The 22,444-nt window shown below is 70.4% G+C and carries 19 protein-coding genes, 1 rRNA gene and 1 riboswitch; of the genes, 9 read left to right on the top strand and 11 right to left on the bottom strand.

What is annotated here, in order from left to right:
- The first annotated feature begins 14 nt into the window (after positions 1-14).
- Positions 15-1,733 (top strand): glycoside hydrolase family 13 protein, encoded by a 1,719-nt coding sequence (locus ACIO5E_RS04025; protein ID WP_400663528.1) that lies wholly within the window; start codon positions 15-17, stop codon positions 1,731-1,733.
- A gap of 25 nt (positions 1,734-1,758) precedes the next feature.
- Positions 1,759-2,778 (top strand): LacI family DNA-binding transcriptional regulator, encoded by a 1,020-nt coding sequence (locus tag ACIO5E_RS04020; RefSeq protein WP_400663525.1) that lies wholly within the window; start codon positions 1,759-1,761, stop codon positions 2,776-2,778.
- 81 nt (positions 2,779-2,859) lie between these two features.
- On the opposite strand, the gene ACIO5E_RS04015 is transcribed toward ACIO5E_RS04020, so the two are convergent.
- The 3 genes from ACIO5E_RS04015 to ACIO5E_RS04005 form a co-directional block, all read right to left on the bottom strand.
- Entirely contained in the window at positions 2,860-3,060 is a 201-nt protein-coding gene (locus tag ACIO5E_RS04015) for a hypothetical protein (protein WP_400663522.1), read from the bottom strand.
- Between the two features lie 237 nt (positions 3,061-3,297).
- A complete protein-coding gene (locus ACIO5E_RS04010) occupies positions 3,298-4,593 on the bottom strand; it encodes a transglycosylase family protein (protein ID WP_400663519.1) in 1,296 nt (431 codons plus the stop codon).
- Positions 4,580-4,742, bottom strand: a riboswitch (cyclic di-AMP (ydaO/yuaA leader). Its footprint overlaps the gene before it by 14 nt.
- A 430-nt stretch (positions 4,743-5,172) precedes the next feature.
- Positions 5,173-6,129, bottom strand: coding sequence for a hypothetical protein (locus tag ACIO5E_RS04005; protein ID WP_400663516.1), 957 nt, complete (start codon positions 6,127-6,129; stop codon positions 5,173-5,175).
- 559 nt (positions 6,130-6,688) lie between these two features.
- Between ACIO5E_RS04005 and ACIO5E_RS04000 the strand changes: the two genes are divergently transcribed.
- Positions 6,689-6,952 (top strand): DUF397 domain-containing protein, encoded by a 264-nt coding sequence (locus ACIO5E_RS04000; protein ID WP_400663513.1) that lies wholly within the window; start codon positions 6,689-6,691, stop codon positions 6,950-6,952.
- Positions 6,953-7,364: 412 nt separating this feature from the next.
- Here ACIO5E_RS04000 and ACIO5E_RS03995 read toward each other — a convergent pair whose 3' ends face one another.
- A complete protein-coding gene (locus tag ACIO5E_RS03995) occupies positions 7,365-7,886 on the bottom strand; it encodes an ATP-binding protein (protein WP_400663511.1) in 522 nt (173 codons plus the stop codon).
- A 418-nt stretch (positions 7,887-8,304) separates the two neighbouring features.
- Here ACIO5E_RS03995 and ACIO5E_RS03990 point away from each other — a divergent pair, with 418 nt between their 5' ends.
- On the top strand, positions 8,305-9,171 hold the full coding sequence (locus ACIO5E_RS03990; RefSeq protein ID WP_280679714.1) for a helix-turn-helix transcriptional regulator: 867 nt from the start codon (positions 8,305-8,307) through the stop codon (positions 9,169-9,171).
- A 102-nt stretch (positions 9,172-9,273) separates the two neighbouring features.
- On the opposite strand, the gene ACIO5E_RS03985 is transcribed toward ACIO5E_RS03990, so the two are convergent.
- Both ACIO5E_RS03985 and ACIO5E_RS03980 read right to left on the bottom strand, forming a co-directional pair.
- Entirely contained in the window at positions 9,274-9,852 is a 579-nt protein-coding gene (locus ACIO5E_RS03985) for a TetR/AcrR family transcriptional regulator (protein WP_400663507.1), read from the bottom strand.
- A gap of 254 nt (positions 9,853-10,106) precedes the next feature.
- Positions 10,107-11,621 carry an MFS transporter gene (locus ACIO5E_RS03980; RefSeq protein ID WP_400663504.1) on the bottom strand — a complete coding sequence of 505 codons (1,515 nt, stop codon included), beginning with the start codon at positions 11,619-11,621 and terminating at the stop codon, positions 10,107-10,109.
- Positions 11,622-11,708: 87 nt separating this feature from the next.
- Between ACIO5E_RS03980 and ACIO5E_RS03975 the strand changes: the two genes are divergently transcribed.
- A complete protein-coding gene (locus ACIO5E_RS03975) occupies positions 11,709-12,140 on the top strand; it encodes a MarR family winged helix-turn-helix transcriptional regulator (protein ID WP_400663501.1) in 432 nt (143 codons plus the stop codon).
- Positions 12,141-12,183: 43 nt separating this feature from the next.
- Here ACIO5E_RS03975 and ACIO5E_RS03970 read toward each other — a convergent pair whose 3' ends face one another.
- From ACIO5E_RS03970 to ACIO5E_RS03950, 5 genes are all read right to left on the bottom strand, one after another.
- Positions 12,184-13,131 carry a M56 family metallopeptidase gene (locus tag ACIO5E_RS03970; RefSeq protein WP_400663498.1) on the bottom strand — a complete coding sequence of 316 codons (948 nt, stop codon included), beginning with the start codon at positions 13,129-13,131 and terminating at the stop codon, positions 12,184-12,186.
- A 143-nt stretch (positions 13,132-13,274) separates the two neighbouring features.
- Positions 13,275-13,844: a DUF5134 domain-containing protein gene (locus tag ACIO5E_RS03965; RefSeq protein ID WP_400663495.1), complete on the bottom strand. Its 570-nt coding sequence runs from the start codon at positions 13,842-13,844 to the stop codon at positions 13,275-13,277.
- Between the two features lie 340 nt (positions 13,845-14,184).
- Complete coding sequence (locus ACIO5E_RS03960) at positions 14,185-14,943, bottom strand: amino acid ABC transporter ATP-binding protein (protein ID WP_400663493.1); 759 nt, start codon at positions 14,941-14,943, stop codon at positions 14,185-14,187.
- A 40-nt stretch (positions 14,944-14,983) separates the two neighbouring features.
- Positions 14,984-15,883, bottom strand: a complete 900-nt coding sequence (locus ACIO5E_RS03955; protein WP_400663490.1) for an amino acid ABC transporter permease — start codon at positions 15,881-15,883, stop codon at positions 14,984-14,986.
- A complete protein-coding gene (locus ACIO5E_RS03950) occupies positions 15,880-16,773 on the bottom strand; it encodes an ABC transporter substrate-binding protein (protein WP_400663487.1) in 894 nt (297 codons plus the stop codon). Before ACIO5E_RS03950 ends, ACIO5E_RS03955 begins: the two co-directional genes overlap by 4 nt.
- A 479-nt stretch (positions 16,774-17,252) precedes the next feature.
- On the opposite strand from ACIO5E_RS03950, the gene ACIO5E_RS03945 reads away from it, so the two are divergent.
- The 4 genes from ACIO5E_RS03945 (at position 17,253) to ACIO5E_RS03930 (ending at position 22,431) form a co-directional block, all read left to right on the top strand.
- Entirely contained in the window at positions 17,253-18,653 is a 1,401-nt protein-coding gene (locus tag ACIO5E_RS03945; protein WP_400663484.1) for a DUF6421 family protein, read from the top strand.
- Entirely contained in the window at positions 18,650-19,408 is a 759-nt protein-coding gene (locus ACIO5E_RS03940) for an SDR family NAD(P)-dependent oxidoreductase (protein ID WP_400663481.1), read from the top strand. Before ACIO5E_RS03945 ends, ACIO5E_RS03940 begins: the two co-directional genes overlap by 4 nt.
- Complete coding sequence (locus tag ACIO5E_RS03935; protein WP_400664403.1) at positions 19,405-20,481, top strand: threonine aldolase family protein; 1,077 nt, start codon at positions 19,405-19,407, stop codon at positions 20,479-20,481. Before ACIO5E_RS03940 ends, ACIO5E_RS03935 begins: the two co-directional genes overlap by 4 nt.
- A gap of 426 nt (positions 20,482-20,907) precedes the next feature.
- Positions 20,908-22,431 (top strand): 16S ribosomal RNA (locus ACIO5E_RS03930).
- Positions 22,432-22,444 lie beyond the last annotated feature (13 nt).

Raw genomic sequence — 22,444 nt, 5'->3', positions numbered from 1 at the left:
AAGGGATACCGTCCATGACCCAGAACCTGGCCGACACCTCCCGGCCTGCCGCCGACGCCACCGCTCACGAGGCGGTCACCCCGGCTCCTGCGACGGGCGGGGCGTCCAGAGGCTGGTGGCGGGACGCGGTCATCTACCAGGTGTACCCGCGCAGCTTCGCCGACTCCAACGGCGACGGCATGGGCGACCTGCCCGGCATCCGCAGCCGCCTGCCGTACCTGCGCGACCTCGGCGTGGACGCGGTCTGGCTCTCGCCGTTCTACGCCTCGCCGCAGGCGGACGCCGGCTACGACGTCGCCGACTACCGCGCCGTGGACCCGATGTTCGGCACCCTGCTGGACGCCGACGCGCTCATCCGGGACGCCCACCAGCTGGGGCTGCGGATCATCGTCGACCTCGTCCCCAACCACTCCTCGGACCAGCACGAGTGGTTCCAGCGCGCCCTGCGCGAGGGCCCCGCGTCCCCGCTGCGCGAGCGCTACCACTTCCGCCCGGGCAAGGGCGAGAGCGGCGAACTGCCGCCCAACGACTGGGAGTCCATCTTCGGCGGCCCGGCCTGGACCCGCACCGAGAACCCGGACGGCACCCCCGGCGACTGGTACCTGCACCTGTTCGCCCCCGAGCAGCCCGACTTCAACTGGGAGAACCAGGCCGTCGCCGACGAGTTCCGCTCGATCCTGCGGTTCTGGCTCGACATGGGCGTCGACGGCTTCCGCATCGACGTCGCCCACGGCCTGGTCAAGGCCCCGGGCCTCCCCGACCTCGGCGGTTCGGACCAGCTCAAGCTGCTCGGCAACGACGTCATGCCGTTCTTCGACCAGGACGGTGTGCACGAGATCTACCGCAGCTGGCGCCGGATCCTCGACGAGTACCCGGGCCAGCGGATCGGCGTCGCCGAGGCGTGGACCCCGACCGTCCAGCGCACCGCCAACTACGTGCGCCCCGACGAACTGCACCAGGCCTTCAACTTCCAGTACCTGGGCACTGGTTGGGACGCCGCCGCGCTGCGCGAGGTGATCGACGTCTCGCTCGACTCGATGCGTCCGGTCGACGCCCCCACCACCTGGGTGCTGTCCAACCACGACGTCACCCGGCACGCCACCCGCTTCGCCAACCCGCCCGGCCTCGGCACCCAGATCCGCACCCCCGGCGACCGCGAGCTCGGCCTGCGCCGTGCCCGCGCCGCCACCCTGCTGATGCTCGCGCTGCCCGGCTCGGCGTACATCTACCAGGGCGAGGAACTCGGCCTTCCGGACGTCACCGACCTGCCGGACGAGGTCCGCCAGGACCCGTCGTTCTTCCGCAAGGCCGGGCAGGACGGCTACCGCGACGGCTGCCGCGTCCCGATCCCGTGGTCCGGCACCGAGGCCCCGTACGGCTTCGGCCCGGTCGCCGGCGGGCCGTCCTGGCTGCCGCAGCCGACCGAGTGGGCTGCGCTGAGCGTCGAGGCGCAGGCCGGCGACCCGGAGTCCACCCTGGAGCTGTACCGCAGCGCGCTCGCCGTCCGCCGCTCCCAGGCCGACCTCGGCGCCGGGACGGACGTCGAGTGGCTGGACGGCCCCGAGGGCACCCTGGCGTTCCGCCGCGGCTCCTTCGTCTGCACGGTGAACACCACGGGCGAGCCGGTCCGGATAGCGGCGCCCGGAAAGCTGCTGCTCTCCTCGGTGGAGCTGGTGGCGGACGGCGACGAGACGGTGCTCGCACCGGACAGCACCGGCTGGTGGGCGGTCTGACGTGGTTGCAATAGGCTCTGGGACCGTGACTACGGCGCGACTCTCAGACATCGCGGCGCAGGCGGGGGTCAGCGAAGCCACCGTCTCCCGCGTACTCAACGGCAAGGCGAACGTCTCCGCCGCCACCCGGCAGACCGTGCTGGCGGCGCTCGACGTGCTCGGCTACGAGCGGCCGACCCGACTGCGCCAGCGCAGCGCCGGCCTGATCGGGCTGATCACGCCGGAGCTGAGCAACCCGATCTTCCCCGCACTGGCCCAGGTGATCGAGCAGGTGCTCAGCCGGCACGGGTACACCCCGGTGCTGTGCACCCAGACCCCGGGCGGGTCGACCGAGGACGAACTGGTCGAGATGCTGGTCGACCGGGGCGTGGCGGGCATCGTCTTCGTCTCCGGGCTGCACGCCGACTCCACCGCCGACCACGACCGCTACGCCCGGCTGACCGGGCGCGGGGTGCCGTTCGTGCTGATCAACGGCTACAGCGAGCGGATCGACGCGCCGTTCATCTCGCCGGACGACCGGGCCGCGATGTGGATGGCCGTCCAGCACCTGGCCGAACTCGGGCACGAGCGGATCGGGTTGGCCGTCGGACAGCGGCGGTACGTCCCGGTGCTGCGCAAGATCGAGGGCTTCACGGCCGCGATGCGCGAGGTGCTCGGGTTGGGCGGGGAGGAGGCCGAGAACCTCGTCCACCACACGCTGTTCAGCGTGGAGGGCGGGCATGCGGCGGCCGGCGCACTGCTCGACAAGGGGTGCACGGCCATCGTGTGCGGCAGCGACATGATGGCGCTCGGAGCGATCCGCGCGGTGCGCCAGCGTGGGCTGTCGGTGCCGCAGGACGTGTCGGTGGTCGGCTTCGACGACTCGCCGCTGATCGCCTTCACCGAGCCGCCGCTGACCACGATCCGCCAGCCGGTCGAGGCGATGGCCACGGCGGCGGTGGACGCGCTGCTGGAGGAGGTCGGTGGAAACGCGGCCCAGCGCGGGGAGTTCATGTTCCAGCCGGAGCTGGTCATGCGCGGGTCCACGGGGGCCTGCGCGCGCTGAGCGTAGACGGAGGACGGGCGAACGGGCCCCGGAGAGCGGTTGCTCTCCGGGGCCCGTTTCTCGTGTCGCGGGTGCGTCGGGTCAGCCCTCGTGGTCCGTGGAGGGGCGCTGGGGGAGCCGCCGGCCGTCGAGCGCGTCGCCGGTCCGGGTCTCGGTGCGGCGGCCGCGGGCCAGGTAGTCGCGCAGGACCAGTTCGACGGCGTCCTGGGGGCTCTTGGTGCCGGAGAGCATCATCGCGTCGATGGCGAGGTTCGCGTCGAGTGTGACGGTGACCTGGGTCATGGTGACTCCTCCTCTGGTGCGGAGCAGCAGCATGCCCGCTGGCGCGGGGTTTGACCATGGCCCCTGGTCGTCAGGGGGGCGGGATGCGCCGGAGCCCCCGGAGGAGCGACCAGACTCTCACCGGGGGCGGGCGACGGCTGACAGATGACAGATGATGAAATCTGTTATCTGTTATCTGTTATCTGTTATCTGTCAGCCGTCATCTGTCACCTGTTCCTTGTCGCTCGCCCGTCGTCCTCAGACCCGGCCGGCGAAGTCCGGGGCCCAGTTGGCGACGGTCTGCAGGCGCACGCCCGAGCTCGGGTTGGCGGCCTCGACGTACTGGCCGCCGCCGATGTAGATCGCGACGTGGTAGACGCCGGAGTCCTTGCCGTTGTTGGACCAGAACAGCAGGTCGCCCGCCTGCAGGCTGTCCAGCGAGACGTGGGTGCTGGCGGCGGCCTGGTCGGCGGCGACGCGCGGGACGGAGACGCCCGCGGCACGCAGCGCGGCCTGGGTCAGACCGGAGCAGTCCCAGCCGCCGTTGCCGGTGCCGCCGTAGACGTAGGCCTGGCCGACCTTCGACTTGGCGAAGGTGACCGCGGCGGCCATGCTGCCGGTGGCGGTCTGGGCGGGAGCCTGAGTCTGCGCCTGGGCGGCCGGCTTCGAGGCCGGGGCCTGGCTCTGCGCGGCCGGCTTGGCGTTCACGGCACCGCCGTTGGAGGTCTGGCCGGACTTCTGCGAGCGGTCGAACCAGGTGAAGCCCGAGCCGGACTGGTCGGGCTGCGCCGACTGCTGGGCCGCCTGGCCGCCGTCCTTGAACGACAGGCGCTGGCCCGGGTAGATGGTGTCCGGCCCCTCGGTCAGGGTGCCGCGGTTGAGCTCGTACAGCCGCTGCCAGCCGCCCTGGACGTTGTTCTTGTCGGCGATCGAGGACAGCCAGTCGCCGGCGGCGACGGTGTAGTCCCCGCCCTGGGCCTGGGCGTTGCCCTGGGCCTGCGCCTGGTCCTGGGCCGGCGCGGCCGGCTTCGAAGCGGGCTTCGTGGCGGGGGCCTGGTCCTGCGCCGGCTTGGCGGCCGGGGCAGCGGGCTTGGTGGCCGGCTTGGCGGCGGTCGAGCCGGTGGTCGAACCGGCCGCGGTGTCGACGGACGCCGCGGCGCCGCCCTGGGTCAGGCCGGCCTGGACGGAGCACACCGGCCAGGCGCCCGGGCCCTGCGAGGCGAGCACCTTCTCGGCGACGGCGATCTGCTGGTCCTTGGTGGCCTGGTTGGCCTGCGGGGCGTACGCGGTGCCGCCGAAGGCGGCCCAGGTGCTGGAGGTGAACTGCAGGCCGCCGTAGAAGCCGTTGCCGGTGTTGATGCTCCAGTTGCCGCTGCTCTCGCACTGGGCGACCTTGTCCCAGGTGGCGACGGAGGCGGCGGAGGCGGTGCCGGAGGTGAGGCACGGGATGCTGAGGCCGACGCCCGCGACGCCGATGGCGGCGATCACGCGTCGGGTGCGGCTGGACAGACGGGTGCCGTTGGTGGGCAGCATGAAGACGCGGTCCTCTCCCACGCCTGCGAGGTGAGCTGTCGGATTCGGGCTGGAGTTGCCCGGCCGCGCTGTGGGCGCGGCTTCACCCCTAGCCCTGAACCGTTCCGAAGAGCGGTCCGGGGCGACTTACCTGTGGGTCCCCCGCTCCTGCCGTGATGCGTTTTCGCGCTGCCAGGACATCCGACGGCAGGACTCGGCGTCGCGGATGAACTGGGTCCGTGTGGCCACGAACGGGGAGCACGTTAAGCAGACTTAAGTTCAAACTGCAAATACCTGTGATGCACATCACGGTTTGGTGGGAGGTGACATTTTCACAGCCCATCGTGATCGTAAATGACCGTTTTCCGGCAACGTCGCTATGGGTGTACGCAACTGTCTGAGCTTCAGGGAGTGGGTGATGGCACGTCGGGTCGCATGAGGGCGTAGGCGCGGGGGAGGGGCGTGAGTGCGTCTCGACAGCCGGGAAGTGCACCAAGCGGGGGTGGGCAAATGTGAACAGAACGGACATCGCTCTCATTCGCCCCTTAACTCCCGTACGGGACAAGCTGAAAGGACCCGGAACGCTACCGTCCCGGGCCCTTTCGGTGCGCGTGGTGTCCGTTACTGGTCGGCAGGCCCCTCGGCGGCGGCGTGAGCCGCGTGGGCGGCGCGACCGGCGTGAGTGCCCTCGGCGGCCGCCGCCTCCGCCTCTGCGGCGGCCTCGGCCTCCGGGGAGGGTTCGGGCAGCGCGGCCAGGTAGGTGGAGGCGATCAGCTGGCCGACCGTCGGGTAGGCGCCCAGCGGCGCGGCGGACGGGCAGCCCGTCTCCTCGGCGGCCGCGGCGAGCAGCTCCGAGTCGGCCTCCGGCCCGATCACCAGCGGGGCCAGTGCCGGGCGCTGGGAGCCGGTCTCCTTGAGGTGGTTGACGGCCGCGGCGACCGAGCCGGGCACGTCGAGCGCGGCGGGGACGACCGGGACGGCCAGTCGGGCCGCCAGCAGGACGCCGGTGATGCCGGCCGCCGCGGCGGCGTCCTCGCCGCCGACGGTGGTGAGCACCACGCCGTCCGCGGCGGTCGCGATGGCGAACAGCCGGGCGCGGTCGGCCCGGGCCAGGCCGGCCTCGGACAGTCGCACGTGCACGGCCTCGGCGAGTAGCGGGTGCGGGCCGAGCACGTCGGTGACGGGGGCTCCGTACTCCGCGGCGAGGGCGTGAAGTTCGGTCAGGAATCCGTGCGGGCCGGGTACCAGCGGCACCAGGACCGGTGCGGGCAGGCCGGCCTCGGCGGCCATGGCCAGCAGTTCGGCGACGGTGTGCTCGTCACCGCCGGTGCTCTCGGCGCCGTTGCCGGGGAGGTAGCCGACGGCGGTCTGGACGCCGCCCTGCTCGCTGCGGACGATCGACAGCAGCTCCTCGACGACCGAGCGGGACTCGGGCCCGGCGGTCGCGGGCACGGCGAGCACCAGGGCCGGGGAGCCGGCCGGGATCTCGGGGCGCTCGGGGCGGCGGTGGCGCCCCCGCGCACGGGAGCCTGGAGTGCGGACGGGCAGTGGCGCGCCCGGGATGGCTGCGGTGCTCATGCCGGAGATCGTAGGACATCGGCCCGTCAGGCCTGCAGTCGGCTGCCGTTCGGGTTTCGCGTGGTCATGGCGCGTGTGCCGCACGTCCGGTGTGCCGGTCCGGTCGATTTACCCGTAATTCGGACATATCTCCCCCGAGTCTCGGATGGTCACCGCCAGTTGTCATGACGTGTCCGGCGGGGCGTCGAGTTGCGGCTGTGGCGCGTGAGATGTCTCACAGCTTGAGGTTCGCTTGACGGAGGGTCACAACGGTGCGACTTCCGGCGTCGGAAGATCAACATTCAGCGGGGAAACGCTCACGGCCGGTTATCGGAGGTCTGGCGATTCACTCGACTATGTCCGTTTACGTACCGTCAGGAGAAGGGTCCGTGAAGAGTTCGGGGCGGCGGATGACAGGCCTCGTGCACCTGCAATGTCCCGTGCTGATGCACGTGCACAGCGGCTATCATCACGTCAAGTGAGGCGTTGTGCCGGGCCGGTACGGGGCCGGTCCGTTCGTTCGGCGGGTGCCGGGGGCGCCGCGCTGGACGACCACTCCGGAGCTCTTCGGGAGATTTCTATGCACGACTCGCAGGACACGCACGACTCGTACGACACCTACAACGGGATGGCGGCCGCCGACCTCAAGGGGGTGGTCTGGCAGAAGAGCCTGCACAGCAACTCCCAGGGGAACTGCGTCGAGTTCGCGGCCCTGCCGGGGGGTGATGTGGCGATGCGCAACTCGCGCTTCCCGGAAGGTCCGGCGCTCATCTACACGCGGGCCGAGATCGCCGCCCTGCTGCTGGGGGCCAAGGACGGGGAGTTCGACCACCTGACGGTCTGACCGGCCGCCGTCTTCCATCGGGGGGCCGTCGTGGGTGCTGACACCGCGACGGCCTTTGTCTTTTCCGGTTCCGGTTCCGAACCCGGCTCTTCCGCGGCCGCTCCACGACCTCGCGGTCGACCCTGCGAGGGCGCCGCGAGTGGACCCGCGCGCCGTCCGGCGACTCGGCCGGACCCTGCGCCGCGGCCGGCCCGGCGGCCCGTCCGGTGGTTCGTCCTGCGGCTCGGCCGACAGGTGGCTCGGAAGGTGGTCCAGAGGTGTGTCCGGGGGCTGCCCCGGGAGTCGTCCGGGGAATCGTTCCGAGAGTCGCGCCGGGGCCTGTCGCGCACGTGCGCCCGGCCCGCCGGGTCCTGAGGAGCTCGGGGCGTGGTCCTCCCGGGGCCTTCCTCGGCCGGCCGCGCGCCGCCTGGCGCTAGGCCGAGCGCCGGTGCCGTCCACCGAGTTCGGAACCGGTGGCCGGCTCCGCCTCGAACAGGGCCCAGACCACCTTGCCGCTGCCCAGCGGGTGCCAGCCCCAGGAGCGGCTGAAGGACTCCACCAGGTGCAGTCCGCGGCCGGATTCGGCGACGAAGTCCGCCTCCCGGGCGACCGGACCGATGCTGCTCGGATCGCTCACCGCGCAGACCACCTGGGGAGAGCGGTGGACCAGGCTTATTCGGATCGGCAGTCGGCCTTCAGCGGTCGGCTGTATGGGAAAGTCGTACCCGCCCTGGGTGCCGCCCGCGGGGTCGGGCCGTGCGCCGATCGCATGCCGTAGTGCGTTGGTCACCAGTTCCGAGGCCACCAGCGCGACGTCGTCGAACAGCTCCATCAGGCCCCAGCGCTGAAGAGAGGTTCGGGCGAAGTCGCGCGCGGTTCTGACGGCTTCGAAGCGAGGAGCGAGCGTACAGGTGACCACATGGGGGTCAACCGCCAAAGCCGTACCGGTGCTCATGAAGAGCTCCTCCCATAAGGGGGCGGACACGGCTGGACCCGCCGGGGTCATGCCGGTCACCTCCGACTCGCTCGGCCGCTCGGCCGCCCCTTCGACCAGCGCGCGCGCACTCGAACGCCCGGTGGCGTGGGGGGACGCTGCCGGGTCGGTGCACGGAGTCGCGCGTGGGGTCGACGCGGAGCCCGCGGGAATGCCAGGGATGTGCAGGTGCACGTGCACCATGGTGGTGTGCGCTCACTGCAGATGCAAGAGTCGATTCACGTGCAGTCGCACTATTGGCATATGCAAGCGCCGAATGCACGTGCATCCTGGTGCTCGGGGTGTGGAACTGATAGGAACATCCGTCAGTATCGGCACCGTGAGCGCTCAACTGATGGCAGACTGTGCGCTGTTTGCCCTAGGTGGAGGTTTCGACCGCATGACCACAGTTCAGCCGGGCGGCGGCTCGATGGTCCGCCGGATCCTCCTCGGCTCGCAGCTGCGCCGCCTGCGTGAGACGCGCGGCATCACGCGCGAGGACGCCGGCTACGCGATCCGCGCCTCCGAGTCCAAGATCAGCCGTATGGAACTCGGCCGCGTCAGCTTCAAGGAGCGCGACGTCGCCGACCTGCTCAGCCTCTACGGCGTGGACGACGGCCTGGAGCGGGAGGCCCTTCTCGGCCTCGTCCGCGAGGCCAACAAGTCCGGCTGGTGGCACAGCTTCAACGACGTGCTGCCGGGTTGGTTCCAGACCTACGTCGGTCTGGAGGAGGCGGCTCAACTGATCCGCACCTACGAGGTGCAGTTCATCCCCGGACTGCTGCAGTCCGAGGAGTACGCACGGGCGGTTTTCGGCCAGAGTCGGCCGGTCATCAGCGAGGAGGAGGTCGAGCGGCGGGTCAGCCTCCGCCTGCGCCGCCAGAAGCTGCTGGCCGAGGGCGCCAGCCCGCGCCTGTGGGCCGTGATCGACGAGGCCGCGCTACGGCGTCCGGTCGGCGGGCCCAAGGTGATGCGCGGTCAGGTGCAGTACCTGATCGACGTCGCCGAGCAGACCAACGTCGTGATCCAGGTCATGCCGTTCCGCTTCGGCGCGCACGCGGGGGAGTCCGGGGCGTTCACGATCCTGCGCTTCCCGGAGCAGGACCTCGCGGACGTCGTGTACCTGGAGCAGCTCACCAGCGCGCTCTACCTCGACAAGCGGGACGACGTCGACGCGTACATCCAGGTCATGGAGCGGCTCTGCGTGGACAGCCTCACGCCCGAGCGCACCATAGACCTGCTGGCCTCGATCCTGAAGGAGCGCTGAGGCTCCGCCCGGCCACGGCTCGGCCGGGATGGTCCCGGTGATCCGCCGACAGCCGCCCCACACCGAGCAGGCGTCCGACACCGAGCAGCCGCCGGCCCGCAGTCAACCGCGGGCCGGCGGCCGTTCGCGTTCCGGCGGCAACGGCTGCGGCGGGAGGCCCAGCTCCCAGGGCAGGTTGTAGCGGCCGAACAGGTCCGCCCGGATCGGCGCCAGCGGGAGCTCGGCGCCCGGCAGCAGCACCCCGATGCAGCCGCCCATCAGCGCGCTGCGCAGCACCGCGTGCTCGGCGGCCGGGTCCGGCGCGCCCCAGTCGAGCAGCAGGCCCTGGAGGATGGCGCCGAGCTGCTGCTGCTCCGGGTCCTGGACGAAGGCACCGGAGTCCGGGTCCAGGATCAGCGCGAGGTGCGAGCGCATCACGCGGGGGTGGTCCAGGGCCAGGGCGAGGACCGCGTCTATCGCACGGGCCAGCCGGGCCTCCGGAGAGGCGTCCGGCGTCAGTTCGGCGAGTGCGGAGGAGAGCGACTGGTGCATCATCCGGTGCGTCGCGGACTGCATCAGCAGTCGTTTGCCGTCGAAGTAGTACGAGAGCAGTCCGCGCGCGAGCCCCGCCCGCTCGGCGATGTCGGTCAGCGTGGTGCCCGCGTAACCGCGCTGGTCGACCAGTTCGACGGTGGCTCGCATGATGCGCCGACGGGAGCGTTGCCGCATCTCCTCATTGACCGAATCCCCGCGAGGTGCCATCGTGTCTGCTCCGAACGTTCGTTGGCTCCGAGCCAATATACTGGCGGAGCCGCAGCCGCACCGTGGATCCGCGCGCCGGTGGGCGCCGCTCGGGCGGCCGGTACGAAGACGGCCGGCTCCACCAAGACGGGGGTTTGGTGGAGCCGGCGCCATTGCCCGGTGGCCGGGGGGTCGGCCCCCGGTGGCGGTGACGGTCAGCGATTGGTCAGGACTTCGGTCCGGGCCGCGTTCGACCCGGCCGCGGGGTAATCATAGTCCGGCACCGTCAGGGGAGTTGACTTGCTCCGGCGGTCGACCAGGGCGCCCACCGCGGCGATCAGCAGACCGAGCAGCGCGACCGCCGTGACGAACACCAGGGCCGGACGGTAGCCGTCCAGCTGCGCCTGCGGGCTGTCGCCACCGGCGCTGCCGGCGGTGATCATCGCGGTCGCCCCGGCCAGGACCACGGCGGTGCCGACCTGGATCGCGGTGTTCACCAGACCGGAGGCCAGGCCCTGCTCCTCGTCGCTCACGCCGTCGGTGGCGGCGATGTTCACCGAGGGGAAGGCCAGCGCGAAGCCCACGCCGAGCAGCAGCATCGAGGGCAGGACCAGGACCGGGTACGAGCTGTGCTCGTCCAGTCGCAGGAACAGCGCGAACGCGCCGACCAGGGCCAGCAGGCCGATCGGCAGCAGCCGACCGGTGCCGAAGCGGTCCACGATCGGACCCATGAACGGCGCCGAGAGCGCGATGAAGGCGCCGGCCGGCAGCAGCCCGAGGGCCATCTGCAGCGCGGACCAGCCGAGCAGGTGCTGCAGGTAGAGCGTGACGACGAACTGGAACCCGCCGTACGCGCCGATCATCGCGAAGGCGATCACGTTGGCCCGGGCGACCGAGCCGTTGCGGAAGATGCCGAGCCGGACCAGCGGGTGTGCGGTGCGGCTCTCGACCACGAGGAAGGCGGCGGCGAGCGCGACCACCACGACCAGCGAGCCGACGGTGCGCAGGCTCAGCCAGCCGGCGCCCTGTGCCTCGGTGACGGTGAACACCAGCAGCAGCACGGTCGTGGTGCCGGTGATCGCGCCCAGCACGTCGTAGCCGCCCTTGGCGCGCTCCTCGGTCGGGCGGGGAAGCAGCCGGATCGCGAAGAGCAGGGCGAGCAGCGCGACCGGGACGGGCATCAGGAAGGTCCAGCGCCAGCCGACCGAGGTGAGCAGGCCGCTGAGCACCAGGCCGAGCGAGAAGCCGCTGGCGCCGCAGGTGGTGTAGATCGACAGCGCCCGGTTGCGGGCGGGGCCCTCGGCGAAGGTCGTGGTGATGATCGACAGGCCGGCCGGGGCGGTGAAGGCGGCGCTGACGCCCTTGAGGAAGCGGGCCGCGATCAGCAGGCCGCCGTCGTCGACCAGGCCGCCGGCCAGCGAGGCGGCGGCGAAGGTGCCCAGGGCGATCAGGAAGACCCGGCGGCGGCCGAGCAGGTCGGCGGCGCGGCCGCCGAGTAGCAGCAGGCCGCCGTAGCCGAGCACGTAGCCGGAGACCACCCACTGCAGGGCAGAGGTGGAGAGGTGGAGCTCGGAGCCGATGGACGGGAGGGCGACGCCGACCATGGAGACGTCCAGGGCGTCCAGGAACATGGCGGCGCAGAGCACGATCAGGGTGCCCCAGAGGCGGGGTGTCCAGCTCATCCCGCTGGTTGACGAGGCGTCGGGTGACGTGACGGTCGCGGTGGTCATGGGGAGGACAGTACATGCACGTGCATTCAATGCAAATGAATAAGATGTGAACGCATAATTTTACGGCGCACATGCTAAGGTGGCGGCGTGGCTGATCTCGACTCCCCGGCGGAGGCCGGTTTTGTGGCGCAGTGGCGCGACCTGCTGGCCCGGCACGCCGCCACGTCCTGCATGCTCGATCGCGAGCTGGGTGACAAGTGCGGGTTGGGCATGAGCGAGTTCGAGGTGCTGGAGCGCCTGGTGGAGGGGTGCAAGGGGGGCGGTCAGGCGCTGCGGGCGCAGGATCTGGCCCACACCGTCCACCTGAGCCAGAGCGCGCTGTCCCGGGTGATCGCCCGTCTGGAGAAGGGCGGGCTGGTCACCCGGGCGATGTGCGAGAGCGACCGGCGGGGCGTCGTGATCGCCATGACCGAGGCCGGGCGGGAGCGGTACGAGCAGGCCAGGCCGCTCCATCGCGAGGTGCTCGAACTGACCCTCGGTGCCCCGATCGGGCCGCTGGGCGACTCCTCGTCAAACTGACTCGACGTCACTTGGCCGGGCCGGCGGCCGGGTTGGGATGGAATCAGAACATCGAGGCCAGTCCTGGGGCGGCGGCCAGCAGGACGGCGGCGGCCGGCGCGGCGAGGGCCGCGACGGTGAGCCGCAGCCGGTGCGGGACGGACAGTCGCGGGCGGCCCGCGAGTAGCCGGTCCACCCGGCGCGGGGACTGTGCGAGACCGGGCGGGCAGGATCCGAACACCCCGCGGTCCAGGTTGAGTTCGGCCAGTGCGAGGGCGGTGGTGTGCCGACCGTGCCGGCGTGCCGCCCGGTCGTCGGCCGCCAGCTCGACCAGGTCGTCCACCTGGCGCTGGAAGGCGCTGAACACGCCGACCCCGGGGAAGCCCGACGCGAGCGCCTGCGCGCACTGCTTCAGCCAGTGGTGCCGGGCCCGGACGTGCCCGCGCTCGTGGCTCAGGACGGCGGCCAACTCCCGGTCGGTCAGCTGCTGGAGGGCTCCGGTGGTGACCACCAGGCGGGAGTCCGGGCCGGGCAGCGACCACGCCTCCGGGCGGACGTTCTCCAACACCACCAGCCGCTCTCGGCGGCTCCGGGCGGCCGCGATGGCCTCGGGCAACTCCGGGGCCCGGCTCGTCAGTTGGGCGTGCCGCCGGTTGCGCAGAGCTTTGGCGGTACGGAGCTCGCGGGTGAGCGCCAGCACCGTCTGCACGCCGCCCGCCGCCAGCACCGCGGCGCACAACCGGCCCCAGCCCTCGGCGTTCTGCAGGCCGTACGCGGCTTCGACGCCGTGCGGTGCGCCCGCGAACAGCAGGGTGCGCAGCTCGGGCAGGGCGGCGGAGGCGGCCAGCAGCAGGCCCAGGACGCAGCACAGCAGCACGGCCACCACGAGGCACTGCCACACCAGCAGTGCCAGCACCGGTTCGCGCTCCACCCAGCGGGCCCGGGCCAGCAGCCGGGGCACGACGGTCGAGAGCAGCAGTCCGAGCAGTAGCAGTCCGATCAGGGCAGTCATCGCATGGGCTCCCCGAGTACGCACGGAACGCGACAACGCGCTCCCTGCCAACCTATGCGCTGTTGACGTCCGGAGGAACGGCTTTCGACCGGCCAGTGACCAACGCCACGCGGGGCGTGGGGTCTTGGTCCGCGTGGCGGGCCTCACATGGTCAGGAGCATGGCGAACATGCCGATGCCCATGGTGAGTCGGCAGGCCTGCGGCAACCCGGTGGTGCCGACCGCGAGGGCCCCGGAGGAAGTGTGCAGGAGCCGGGTGCCGGCCCAGAGGGAGTACCCGCCGAAGTAGAGCAGGAGGGTGCCGGTCAGCAGTGGTGTGCCGGCGTCGGCGGCGTGGTGGTGATGGCCGCCGGAGGTGGCGGTCATCGCGAGCGCCATGTAGGTCATGGCGAGCGCGCCGACCGCGTGGTGCAGCCGGTGCGCCCGGCGGGCCGGGCCGTGTACGGCGGCGAGCAGGAAGGCGGCGGCCGGGACGCCGAACACCAAGGCCCAGACGGTGGTCGGGACGGCATGCCCGGTCACGGCCATCGCGGCCATGCCGAGTCCCATCAGGGCCTCGGCGGCGTCGGACTCCCGGGCGAGCAGGCGGTGTGCGCCGAAGCGGGGCGTGGCGCCGGCGGCGCAGGGGGAGTGGCGCAGCCGGGCGAGGCAGTAGGCCCCGGCGGCGGTGGTGAGGAGGGCGAGCAGCCAGTTGATCAGCGCGGATCCGTGCAACGGCGGCCTCCCGGGGCGGCGGGTGGCGGGCGGCCGACGTCGATGTGGTGGGCGGCGGACAGGGCGCGGAGGACGGCTGACAGATGACGGCGAACAGATAACAGATAACAGATAACGTCATCTGTTATCTGTTCGCCGTCATCTGTTCCCCGCCCCTCTGCCTGTCGCCCGCTGCCCGCCACACCGACACCCGCCGCCCGCGGTCTGGACGGTCGTCCCGTCCACGATCACCGCTGCGGCCCGGGCTCGGCCAGGCGCGCACCGGGGCGCACGGTGGTGCCCACCGGTGTACGGACTCCGATCGCGCACCCCGTCGTACCGTCCCCGCTTCCGACCCGGCTCAGCCCTGCAGCCGCCCCGAGGCGACGACCCGGCTCAGGAACCGCCGCGTCCGCTCCTCCCGCGGATCGCCGAACACCTGCTCCGGCGGCCCCTGCTCGAGTACCACCCCGCCGTCCAGGAAGCAGACCTGGTCGGCGACCTCGCGCGCGAACCCCATCTCGTGGGTGGAGAGGACCATCGTCATCCCCTGCTCCTTGAGGTCGCGCACCACCGAGAGCACCTCCCCGACCAGGACCGGGTCGAGCGCCGCGGTGATCTCGTCGAGCAGCAGCAGCCGCGGCCCGGTGGCCAGCGCCCGCACGATGGCGACGCGCTGCTGCTGTCCGCCGGAGAGCCGGTCCGGGTACTCCTTCGCCTTGGCCGCCAGCCCGAGCCGGTCGAGCAGTTCCAGCGCCCTCGTCTCGGCCTCGGCCCGTCCGCGGCCGTGCACCCGGCGCGGGGCGAGCGTGATGTTCTCCAGCACGGTCATGTGCGGGAACAGGTTGTACGACTGGAACACCACGCCGATCCGGCGTCGGACGGCGTCCTGGTCCGCGCGGGGGTCGGTGATCTCCTCCCCGTCCAGGAAGATCGCCCCGTCGTCGATCCCCTCCAGCAGGTTGACGCACCGCATCAGTGTGGACTTACCGGAGCCGGAGGCCCCGATCAGCGCCGTCACCGAGTGCTCGGGCACCGCGAACCCCACGTCGCGCAGCACCACCTGGCCGCCGAAGGTCTTGCGCACCGACTCCAGCCGGAGCACGTCGGCCCCGCTCATGCGACCACCTCGCCTCGTGCGACCACCTTGCCGTGCCCACTCACACCGCACCTCCCTGGAACTGCCGACGGTTCGTCCGGGCGGTCAGCCAGTCGGCGAACCGGGTCAGCGGAATGGTCAGCACGATGAACACCAGCCCCGCGACCAGGTAGGGCGTGAAGTTGAACGACCGGGCTGCGATGATCTTCGCCGCGTACACCGCGTCGATCGCCCCGCCGATCGAGACGAGCCCGGTGTCCTTCTGAAGGCTGACCAGGTTGTTCAGCAGCGGTGGCACCACCCGCCGGACGGCCTGCGGCAGGACCACGTACCGCATCGCCTGCGCGTTGGTGAGCCCGAGCGAGCGGGCGGCAGCCCGCTGGCTGGGGTGCACCGACTCGATCCCGGAACGGAACACCTCCGACACGTACGCGGAGTAGGTCAGCACCAGCGCGGCCCCGCCGAGCAGCAGCGGATCGGTGGTCACCCCGCTGAGCCGCAGCGCCGGCACCCCGGTGATCATCACCAGCAGGCAGATGATCATCGGCAGCCCGAGGAAGAAGTCCACGTACGCGGTGGCCAGCAGCCGAACCGGCAGGAACACCGGCCCGCGCAGCGTCCGCAGCACCGCGAGCAGCAGGCCGAACACCAGGATCAGCGCGCCGCACCCGAGCATCAGCTCCAGGTTGAGCCGCAGTCCCTTCAGCACCTCGGGCAGCGCCTGGCGGGCGTAGTCGGCGTTGGAGAAGGTCTTCCGAGTCACCTCCCAGCCAGGGGAGTTGACGACCAGTAGGTAGAGCGTGACGGCGGTCGCCAGGGTCGACCCGGCGGCGATCAGCGCCGACCGGCGGGCCCGGCCACGCCGGTACGCCTCGTGCGCCAGCCGGCGTTCGGACGGGCGGTAGCCGTCGTCGTCGACCTTGACGACCGCCGCCCCGGTGGTCGCCGCGTCGCCGCTCACTTGAGCACCGGCGCCGAGACGGCGTCGGAGAGCCACTGCTTCTCCAGCTTCGCGAGCGTGCCGTCGGAGCGCAGCGCGTCCACCGCCTGCGACACGCAGCCGGTCAGCTTCGAGCCCTTGTCCAGCACCAGGCCGAACTGCTCGCCCTGCGAGGCCCCCTCGAACTGGCCCACCACCTGCGCCTCCGGCACCTCGGCGCCGGTGATGTAGAACGCCGTCGGCAGGTCGACCACGAGCGCCTCGACCTGGCCGTTCTTCAGGGCGGCCTTCGCGAGGTCGTTGGAGTCGAACACGGCCGGCTGGACGCTCGGCTTGATGGTGTTGGTGACGGTGTCGAGGCTGGTGGTGCCGACCTGGGCGCCCAGCTTGGCGCCCTTCAGGTCGGCGATGCTCTTCGCACCCGCCGCCTTGGAGTTCTTCAGCGCGATGACGGCCTGGCGCACGTCGTAGTAGCCGGAGGAGAAGTCGACCGCCTGCCTGCGCTCGTCGCTGATGGACACCTGGTTGATGTCGAAGTCGAAGTCCTTGGCTCCCGGCGAGGTGGCCTTGCCGAACGGCGCGACCACCCAGCCGACCTTCTCCTTGGGGTAGCCCAGCTTCTCCGCCACCGCGTAGGCCACGGCGGACTCGAACCCCTTGCCGTTCTCCGGCTTGTCCTCGGAGAACCACGGGTCGTACGCGGGCTTGTCGGTGCCGACGGTCAGCGTCCCCGCCGTCCGGGTCGTCAGCGCCCCCGGCGCGCAACCCGCGGCCGCACCGGCCGTGCCCGACGCGCCGGAGGCGGCGGCCCCGTCGGACTTGGCGTCCTGCGGCGCGCACGCGGTCAGCGCGGCGGCCGCGGCCAGCAGAGCGGCGAGGGGCAGTACGGCGGACGGCTTGCGGAAGGTCATGGCAGGGCTCCAGGGAGGAAGGACCGGGTGGGACAGTGGGGGCGACGGCGCGGGCCGGGGCCGGCCGCGGGCCCGGCGGGTCACTTCCCCCCGGTGGCGGCGCCGGAACACACACGGCATGGTCGGCGTACGGGCCCGCGTCCGCGGCGCCCTCCGAGCCGGATCAGCGACAGCGGCGGCAGAGGCCGCGCACGCGACAGCAGGCGTGACAACGAGAGGGCACCCGGAACAGGCCGATGTGGTGCTCGGCCACCGTGATCACCGCCGGGAGCATGGCGGGAGGTTCGCATCCCGACGGCGCATCTGTCCAGAACATCCAGATCCCTGTCCACATGCCGGACGCCCGGCCGTCGGAGCCGCGCCCCGGACCGCGGCGAGGCCTCGACGGGAGCTTCGTCGGTCACGGCCCCCTTGAACAGGAGAACCTTTCGTACTTATGGTGTCTCCGTTGAAATAACTCCTGTCGAAGTGAGTCCCCGATGCAGAATCTTTCGCCAAGGCTCGCTGCGGCGGCCGACGCCCCGGTCTCGACCCTCGCCGGCCACCCGGCCTGGCTGCGCCTGAAGGAGGCCGTCGAGACGCTGCGCCCGCTGCAGTCCAAGGACGGTTCGATCGACCTGTCCGCCGTCCAGCGGCACACCGTCGACCCGCTGGTGGCCACCGTCCGAGCCGCGGTCGAGGAGCTCGCCCCGCTCTTCCCGCACGACGCCGCCTACCTGGCCGCGGTCGACGCGGACCTGGCCAAGTGGGCCGACACCGGCTACCGGGAGCCCGACTTCCTGGACTCGCTGCTCGCCTTCCAGCCCGCGGACCAGCGCGACGACGGCCTGGAGCACCTGGTCGTGTTCGCGATGTACACCCAGAACGGCAACCCGAACCGCAACCTGGAAGCCGTCCTGCTGCGCGTCGTGTGGCCCGACTGGCTGGCCGAGCTGGAGCGCACCCGCTTCGACAACCCGATGTTCGTGCCGATCACCTTCACCGACTTCACGGCCGGCTACGACACCAACTCCGCCGTCCTCTTCCCCGAGACGGTCGCCGTGCGCAAGGCGCCGGAACGTTTCACCTGGGGCGGCATCTTCTGCGACCGCGAGGCCGCCCGCTTCCGCGCCGTCACCACCAGCGCCGTCCAGCAGCTCGGCCTGGAGATCCCGGCCGACGCCGAGGGCCTGCTCCAGGACCAGGAGCGCGCGCAGGAGACCTTCGTCCTGTGGGACCTCGTCCACGACCGCACCCACAGCCACGGCGACCTGCCGTTCGACCCCTTCATGATCAAGCAGCGCAGCCCGTTCTGGATGTACGGCCTGGAGGAGCTCCGCTGCGACCTCACCACCTTCAAGGAGGCGGTGAAGCTGGAGGCCGAGGGCAACCCCCACGCCCGCGACGTCCAGTACGCGATCCTCTTCGACCGCCTGTTCCGCTTCCCGGTCAGCGGCGACCGGGTCCGCAACTACGACGGCCTCGGCGGCCAGCTGCTCTTCGCCTACCTGCACAAGCACGACGCGCTGCGCTGGCGCGACAACCGCCTCAGCATCGACTGGGACCGGGCCCCGCAGGTCACCAACGCGCTGTGCGCCGAGATCGAGACCCTCTACCGAGACGGCATCGACCGGCCCAAGCCGGCCCACTGGATCGCCGCCTACCAGCTGGTCTCCCGCTACCTCACCCCGCACCCCGCCTCCACCTGGGCGAAGGGCCCCGACGCGCTCCCGCTCGACCTCATCGACGGCAAGGCCCTCAACAAGGCCCTGTGTGACGCCGTGCTCCCGGACGAGTTCCCGCTGAGCATGTTCTACGAGGCCCTGTCCAAGAAGCTCGGCGGCGTCATCGCCGCCACCGCCGGCATCACCGGCGCCGGTATCCAGGGAGCCGCCGCGTGACCACGACCTCCAACTCCCCGCTGGCCGGCAAGGTCATCGCCGTCGCCGGAGCCAGCGGCCCGGCCGGCCAGGCGGTGCTGCGCCGCCTCGCCGCCGACGGCGCGACCGTGATCGGCGCCGACATCGACGCCCGGCGTCTCGAGTCCGCGCTGGACTCCACCCGCGTCGCCGTGCGCGGAGCCAAGGTCGGTGGCCAGGTGATCGACCTGCTCGACCCGCAGGAGGTCCACGACTGGGCCGACCACCTGGAGGCCGAGCACGGCCACGTCGACGGCCTGTTCCACCTGGTCGGCGGCTGGCGCGGCAGCAAGACCTTCTTCGACACCCGCCTGGACGACTGGGACTTCCTGCACGACACCGTCGTGCGCACCCTCCAGCACACCTCGCTGGCCTTCCAGCCCGCTCTGGTCCGCAGCCCCGCCGGCCGCTACGCGATGATCTCCGCCTCCGCCGCCCACAAGCCCACCGCGGGCGGCGCCGCCTACGCGGCCGCCAAGGCCGCCACCGAGGCCTGGACCCTCGCCATGGCCGACTCCTTCAAGAAGGAGACCACCGCCTCCGACGGCGAGCCCACCGCCGCGGCTGCGATCCTGGTCATCAAGGCGCTGGTCAGCCCCGAAATGCGGGCCGAGAAGCCGGAGGCGAAGTTCGCCGGCTTCACCGACACCGCCGACCTTGCCGGACACCTGGCGGGCCTCTGGGACCGCCCCGCAGCAGAACTGAACGGACAGCACCTGTGGCTGACAGCACGATGACCGACTCCACCCGCACGGACGCGGCACGGCGGCACGACCCCGCCGTCCGGGGTTTCGCCAGCGACAACTACTCGGGTGTGCACCCGGAGATCCTCGCCGCGATCGCCCTCGCCAACGGCGGCCACCAGGTCGCGTACGGCGAGGACGACTACACGGCCCACCTGCAGGACGTCTTCCGCCGCCACTTCGGGGACAAGGCCGAGGCCTACCCGGTGTTCAACGGCACCGGCGCCAACGTGGTCGCCCTCCAGGCGCTGCTCCCGCGCTGGGGCGCCGTGGTGTGCGCCGAGACCGCTCACGTCCACGTGGACGAGGGCGGTGCTCCGGAGAAGATGGGCGGCATCAAGCTGCTCACCGTCCCCACCCCGGACGGCAAGCTCACCCCCGAGCTGCTCGACCAGCAGGCCTGGGGCTTCGGCGACGAGCACCGCGCGCAGCCGCTCGCGGTCACCATCGCCCAGAGCACCGAGCTCGGTACCCTCTACACCCCCGACGAGATCCGCGCGATCACCGAGCACGCCCACCAGCTCGGCATGCTCGTCCACGTCGACGGCTCCCGCCTGGCCAACGCCGCCGCCTCGCTCGGCCTGCCGCTGCGCGCCTTCACCACGGACGTGGGCGTCGACGTGCTCTCCTACGGCGGGACGAAGAACGGCCTGCTGTTCGGCGAGGTCGTGGTGGTGCTCAACCCCGAGCGGGTGCGCAACATCAAGTTCCTGCGCAAGACCTCGATGCAGCTCGCCTCGAAGATGCGCTTCCTTTCCGTCCAGTTCGAGGCGCTGCTCTCCGGCGACCTCTATCTGCGCAACGCCGGCCACGCCAACGCGATGGCCAGCCGGCTGGAGGCGGCGGTCCGGAAGATCGACGGCGTCGAGATCGTCCGCCCGGTCCAGTCGAACGCGGTGTACGCGATCCTCCCCCGCGAGGTGAGCGAGCGGCTGCAGAAGCGCTACCGCTTCTACTTCTGGAACGAGCACACCGGTGAGGTGCGCTGGATGTGCTCCTTCGACACCACGGAGGCCGACATCGACGCCTTCGCGGCGGCCATCGTCGAGGAGATGGGCCGCGCCTGACGGTGCCTGAACAACGGATCGTCCCGTCCTGCGACAGCAGGGCGGGACGATTTGCATGTGGCGGGTCCGTCCCCGTACAGTTCCGGAGTCGCCGCGAGAGAGTGGGGACAAGCGGAAAGCAAAATCCGATGAATGAAACTCCGGAAAACGGAGCGGAAAACATCTGATAAGCTGGAAACACGAAAGAACGAAGCGCCCGGAGGGCCCGCTGGAAGGCGGTCCGAAGGAAGTGTCCGTTCCTTGAGAACTCAACAGCGTGCCAAAAGTCAACGCCAGATATGTTGACATCCCCGGCCTCGATCGTCTGATCGGGGTTGGAGATTCCTTTTGAAGTAAAACACTAGCGAGGACGCAGTGCGCGGGACCGCCTTATTCCGGTGGTTGCCGTGCCGCTCGACGCGGGTGTTACCTGATTACGGGTAAGCATTCACGGAGAGTTTGATCCTGGCTCAGGACGAACGCTGGCGGCGTGCTTAACACATGCAAGTCGAACGGTGAAGCCCTTCGGGGTGGATCAGTGGCGAACGGGTGAGTAACACGTGGGCAATCTGCCCTGCACTCTGGGACAAGCCCTGGAAACGGGGTCTAATACCGGATATGACCTTCCTCCGCATGGGGGTGGGTGTAAAGCTCCGGCGGTGCAGGATGAGCCCGCGGCCTATCAGCTTGTTGGTGGGGTAATGGCCTACCAAGGCGACGACGGGTAGCCGGCCTGAGAGGGCGACCGGCCACACTGGGACTGAGACACGGCCCAGACTCCTACGGGAGGCAGCAGTGGGGAATATTGCACAATGGGCGAAAGCCTGATGCAGCGACGCCGCGTGAGGGATGACGGCCTTCGGGTTGTAAACCTCTTTCAGCAGGGAAGAAGCGCAAGTGACGGTACCTGCAGAAGAAGCACCGGCTAACTACGTGCCAGCAGCCGCGGTAATACGTAGGGTGCGAGCGTTGTCCGGAATTATTGGGCGTAAAGAGCTCGTAGGCGGCCTGTCGCGTCGGATGTGAAAGCCCGGGGCTTAACCCCGGGTCTGCATTCGATACGGGCAGGCTAGAGTGTGGTAGGGGAGATCGGAATTCCTGGTGTAGCGGTGAAATGCGCAGATATCAGGAGGAACACCGGTGGCGAAGGCGGATCTCTGGGCCATTACTGACGCTGAGGAGCGAAAGCGTGGGGAGCGAACAGGATTAGATACCCTGGTAGTCCACGCCGTAAACGTTGGGAACTAGGTGTTGGCGACATTCCACGTCGTCGGTGCCGCAGCTAACGCATTAAGTTCCCCGCCTGGGGAGTACGGCCGCAAGGCTAAAACTCAAAGGAATTGACGGGGGCCCGCACAAGCAGCGGAGCATGTGGCTTAATTCGACGCAACGCGAAGAACCTTACCAAGGCTTGACATATGCCGGAAACGGCCAGAGATGGTCGCCCCCTTGTGGTCGGTATACAGGTGGTGCATGGTTGTCGTCAGCTCGTGTCGTGAGATGTTGGGTTAAGTCCCGCAACGAGCGCAACCCTTGTTCTGTGTTGCCAGCATGCCTTTCGGGGTGATGGGGACTCACAGGAGACTGCCGGGGTCAACTCGGAGGAAGGTGGGGACGACGTCAAATCATCATGCCCCTTATGTCTTGGGCTGCACACGTGCTACAATGGTCGGTACAAAGGGCTGCGATGCCGCGAGGCGGAGCGAATCCCAAAAAGCCGGCCTCAGTTCGGATTGGGGTCTGCAACTCGACCCCATGAAGTTGGAGTTGCTAGTAATCGCAGATCAGCATGCTGCGGTGAATACGTTCCCGGGCCTTGTACACACCGCCCGTCACGTCACGAAAGTCGGTAACACCCGAAGCCGGTGGCCTAACCCGTAAGGGGAGGAGCCGTCGAAGGTGGGACCAGCGATTGGGACGAAGTCGTAACAAGGTAGCCGTACCGGAAGGTGCGGCTGGATCACCTCCTTTCTAAGGAGCAATG

Source organism: Kitasatospora sp. NPDC087314 (assembly GCF_044744365.1).
GTDB lineage: Bacteria > Actinomycetota > Actinomycetes > Streptomycetales > Streptomycetaceae > Kitasatospora.
This window is presented reverse-complemented; position numbering and strand designations above follow the sequence as displayed.

Excerpts from the sequence above, each read along its gene's own strand:
- ACIO5E_RS04025 (WP_400663528.1), top strand. The coding sequence starts at position 15 with ATGACCCAGAACCTGGCCGACACCTCCCGGCCTGCCGCCGACGCCACC.
- ACIO5E_RS04015 (WP_400663522.1), bottom strand. The coding sequence starts at position 3,060 with ATGACCCAGGTCACCGTCACACTCGACGCGAACCTCGCCATCGACGCG.
- ACIO5E_RS04005 (WP_400663516.1), bottom strand. The coding sequence starts at position 6,129 with ATGAGCACCGCAGCCATCCCGGGCGCGCCACTGCCCGTCCGCACTCCA.
- ACIO5E_RS04000 (WP_400663513.1), top strand. The coding sequence starts at position 6,689 with ATGCACGACTCGCAGGACACGCACGACTCGTACGACACCTACAACGGG.
- ACIO5E_RS03995 (WP_400663511.1), bottom strand. The coding sequence starts at position 7,886 with ATGAGCACCGGTACGGCTTTGGCGGTTGACCCCCATGTGGTCACCTGT.
- ACIO5E_RS03990 (WP_280679714.1), top strand. The coding sequence starts at position 8,305 with ATGACCACAGTTCAGCCGGGCGGCGGCTCGATGGTCCGCCGGATCCTC.
- ACIO5E_RS03985 (WP_400663507.1), bottom strand. The coding sequence starts at position 9,852 with ATGCGAGCCACCGTCGAACTGGTCGACCAGCGCGGTTACGCGGGCACC.
- ACIO5E_RS03980 (WP_400663504.1), bottom strand. The coding sequence starts at position 11,621 with ATGACCACCGCGACCGTCACGTCACCCGACGCCTCGTCAACCAGCGGG.
- ACIO5E_RS03970 (WP_400663498.1), bottom strand. The coding sequence starts at position 13,131 with ATGACTGCCCTGATCGGACTGCTACTGCTCGGACTGCTGCTCTCGACC.
- ACIO5E_RS03960 (WP_400663493.1), bottom strand. The coding sequence starts at position 14,943 with ATGAGCGGGGCCGACGTGCTCCGGCTGGAGTCGGTGCGCAAGACCTTC.
- ACIO5E_RS03950 (WP_400663487.1), bottom strand. The coding sequence starts at position 16,773 with ATGACCTTCCGCAAGCCGTCCGCCGTACTGCCCCTCGCCGCTCTGCTG.
- ACIO5E_RS03945 (WP_400663484.1), top strand. The coding sequence starts at position 17,253 with ATGCAGAATCTTTCGCCAAGGCTCGCTGCGGCGGCCGACGCCCCGGTC.
- ACIO5E_RS03935 (WP_400664403.1), top strand. The coding sequence starts at position 19,405 with ATGACCGACTCCACCCGCACGGACGCGGCACGGCGGCACGACCCCGCC.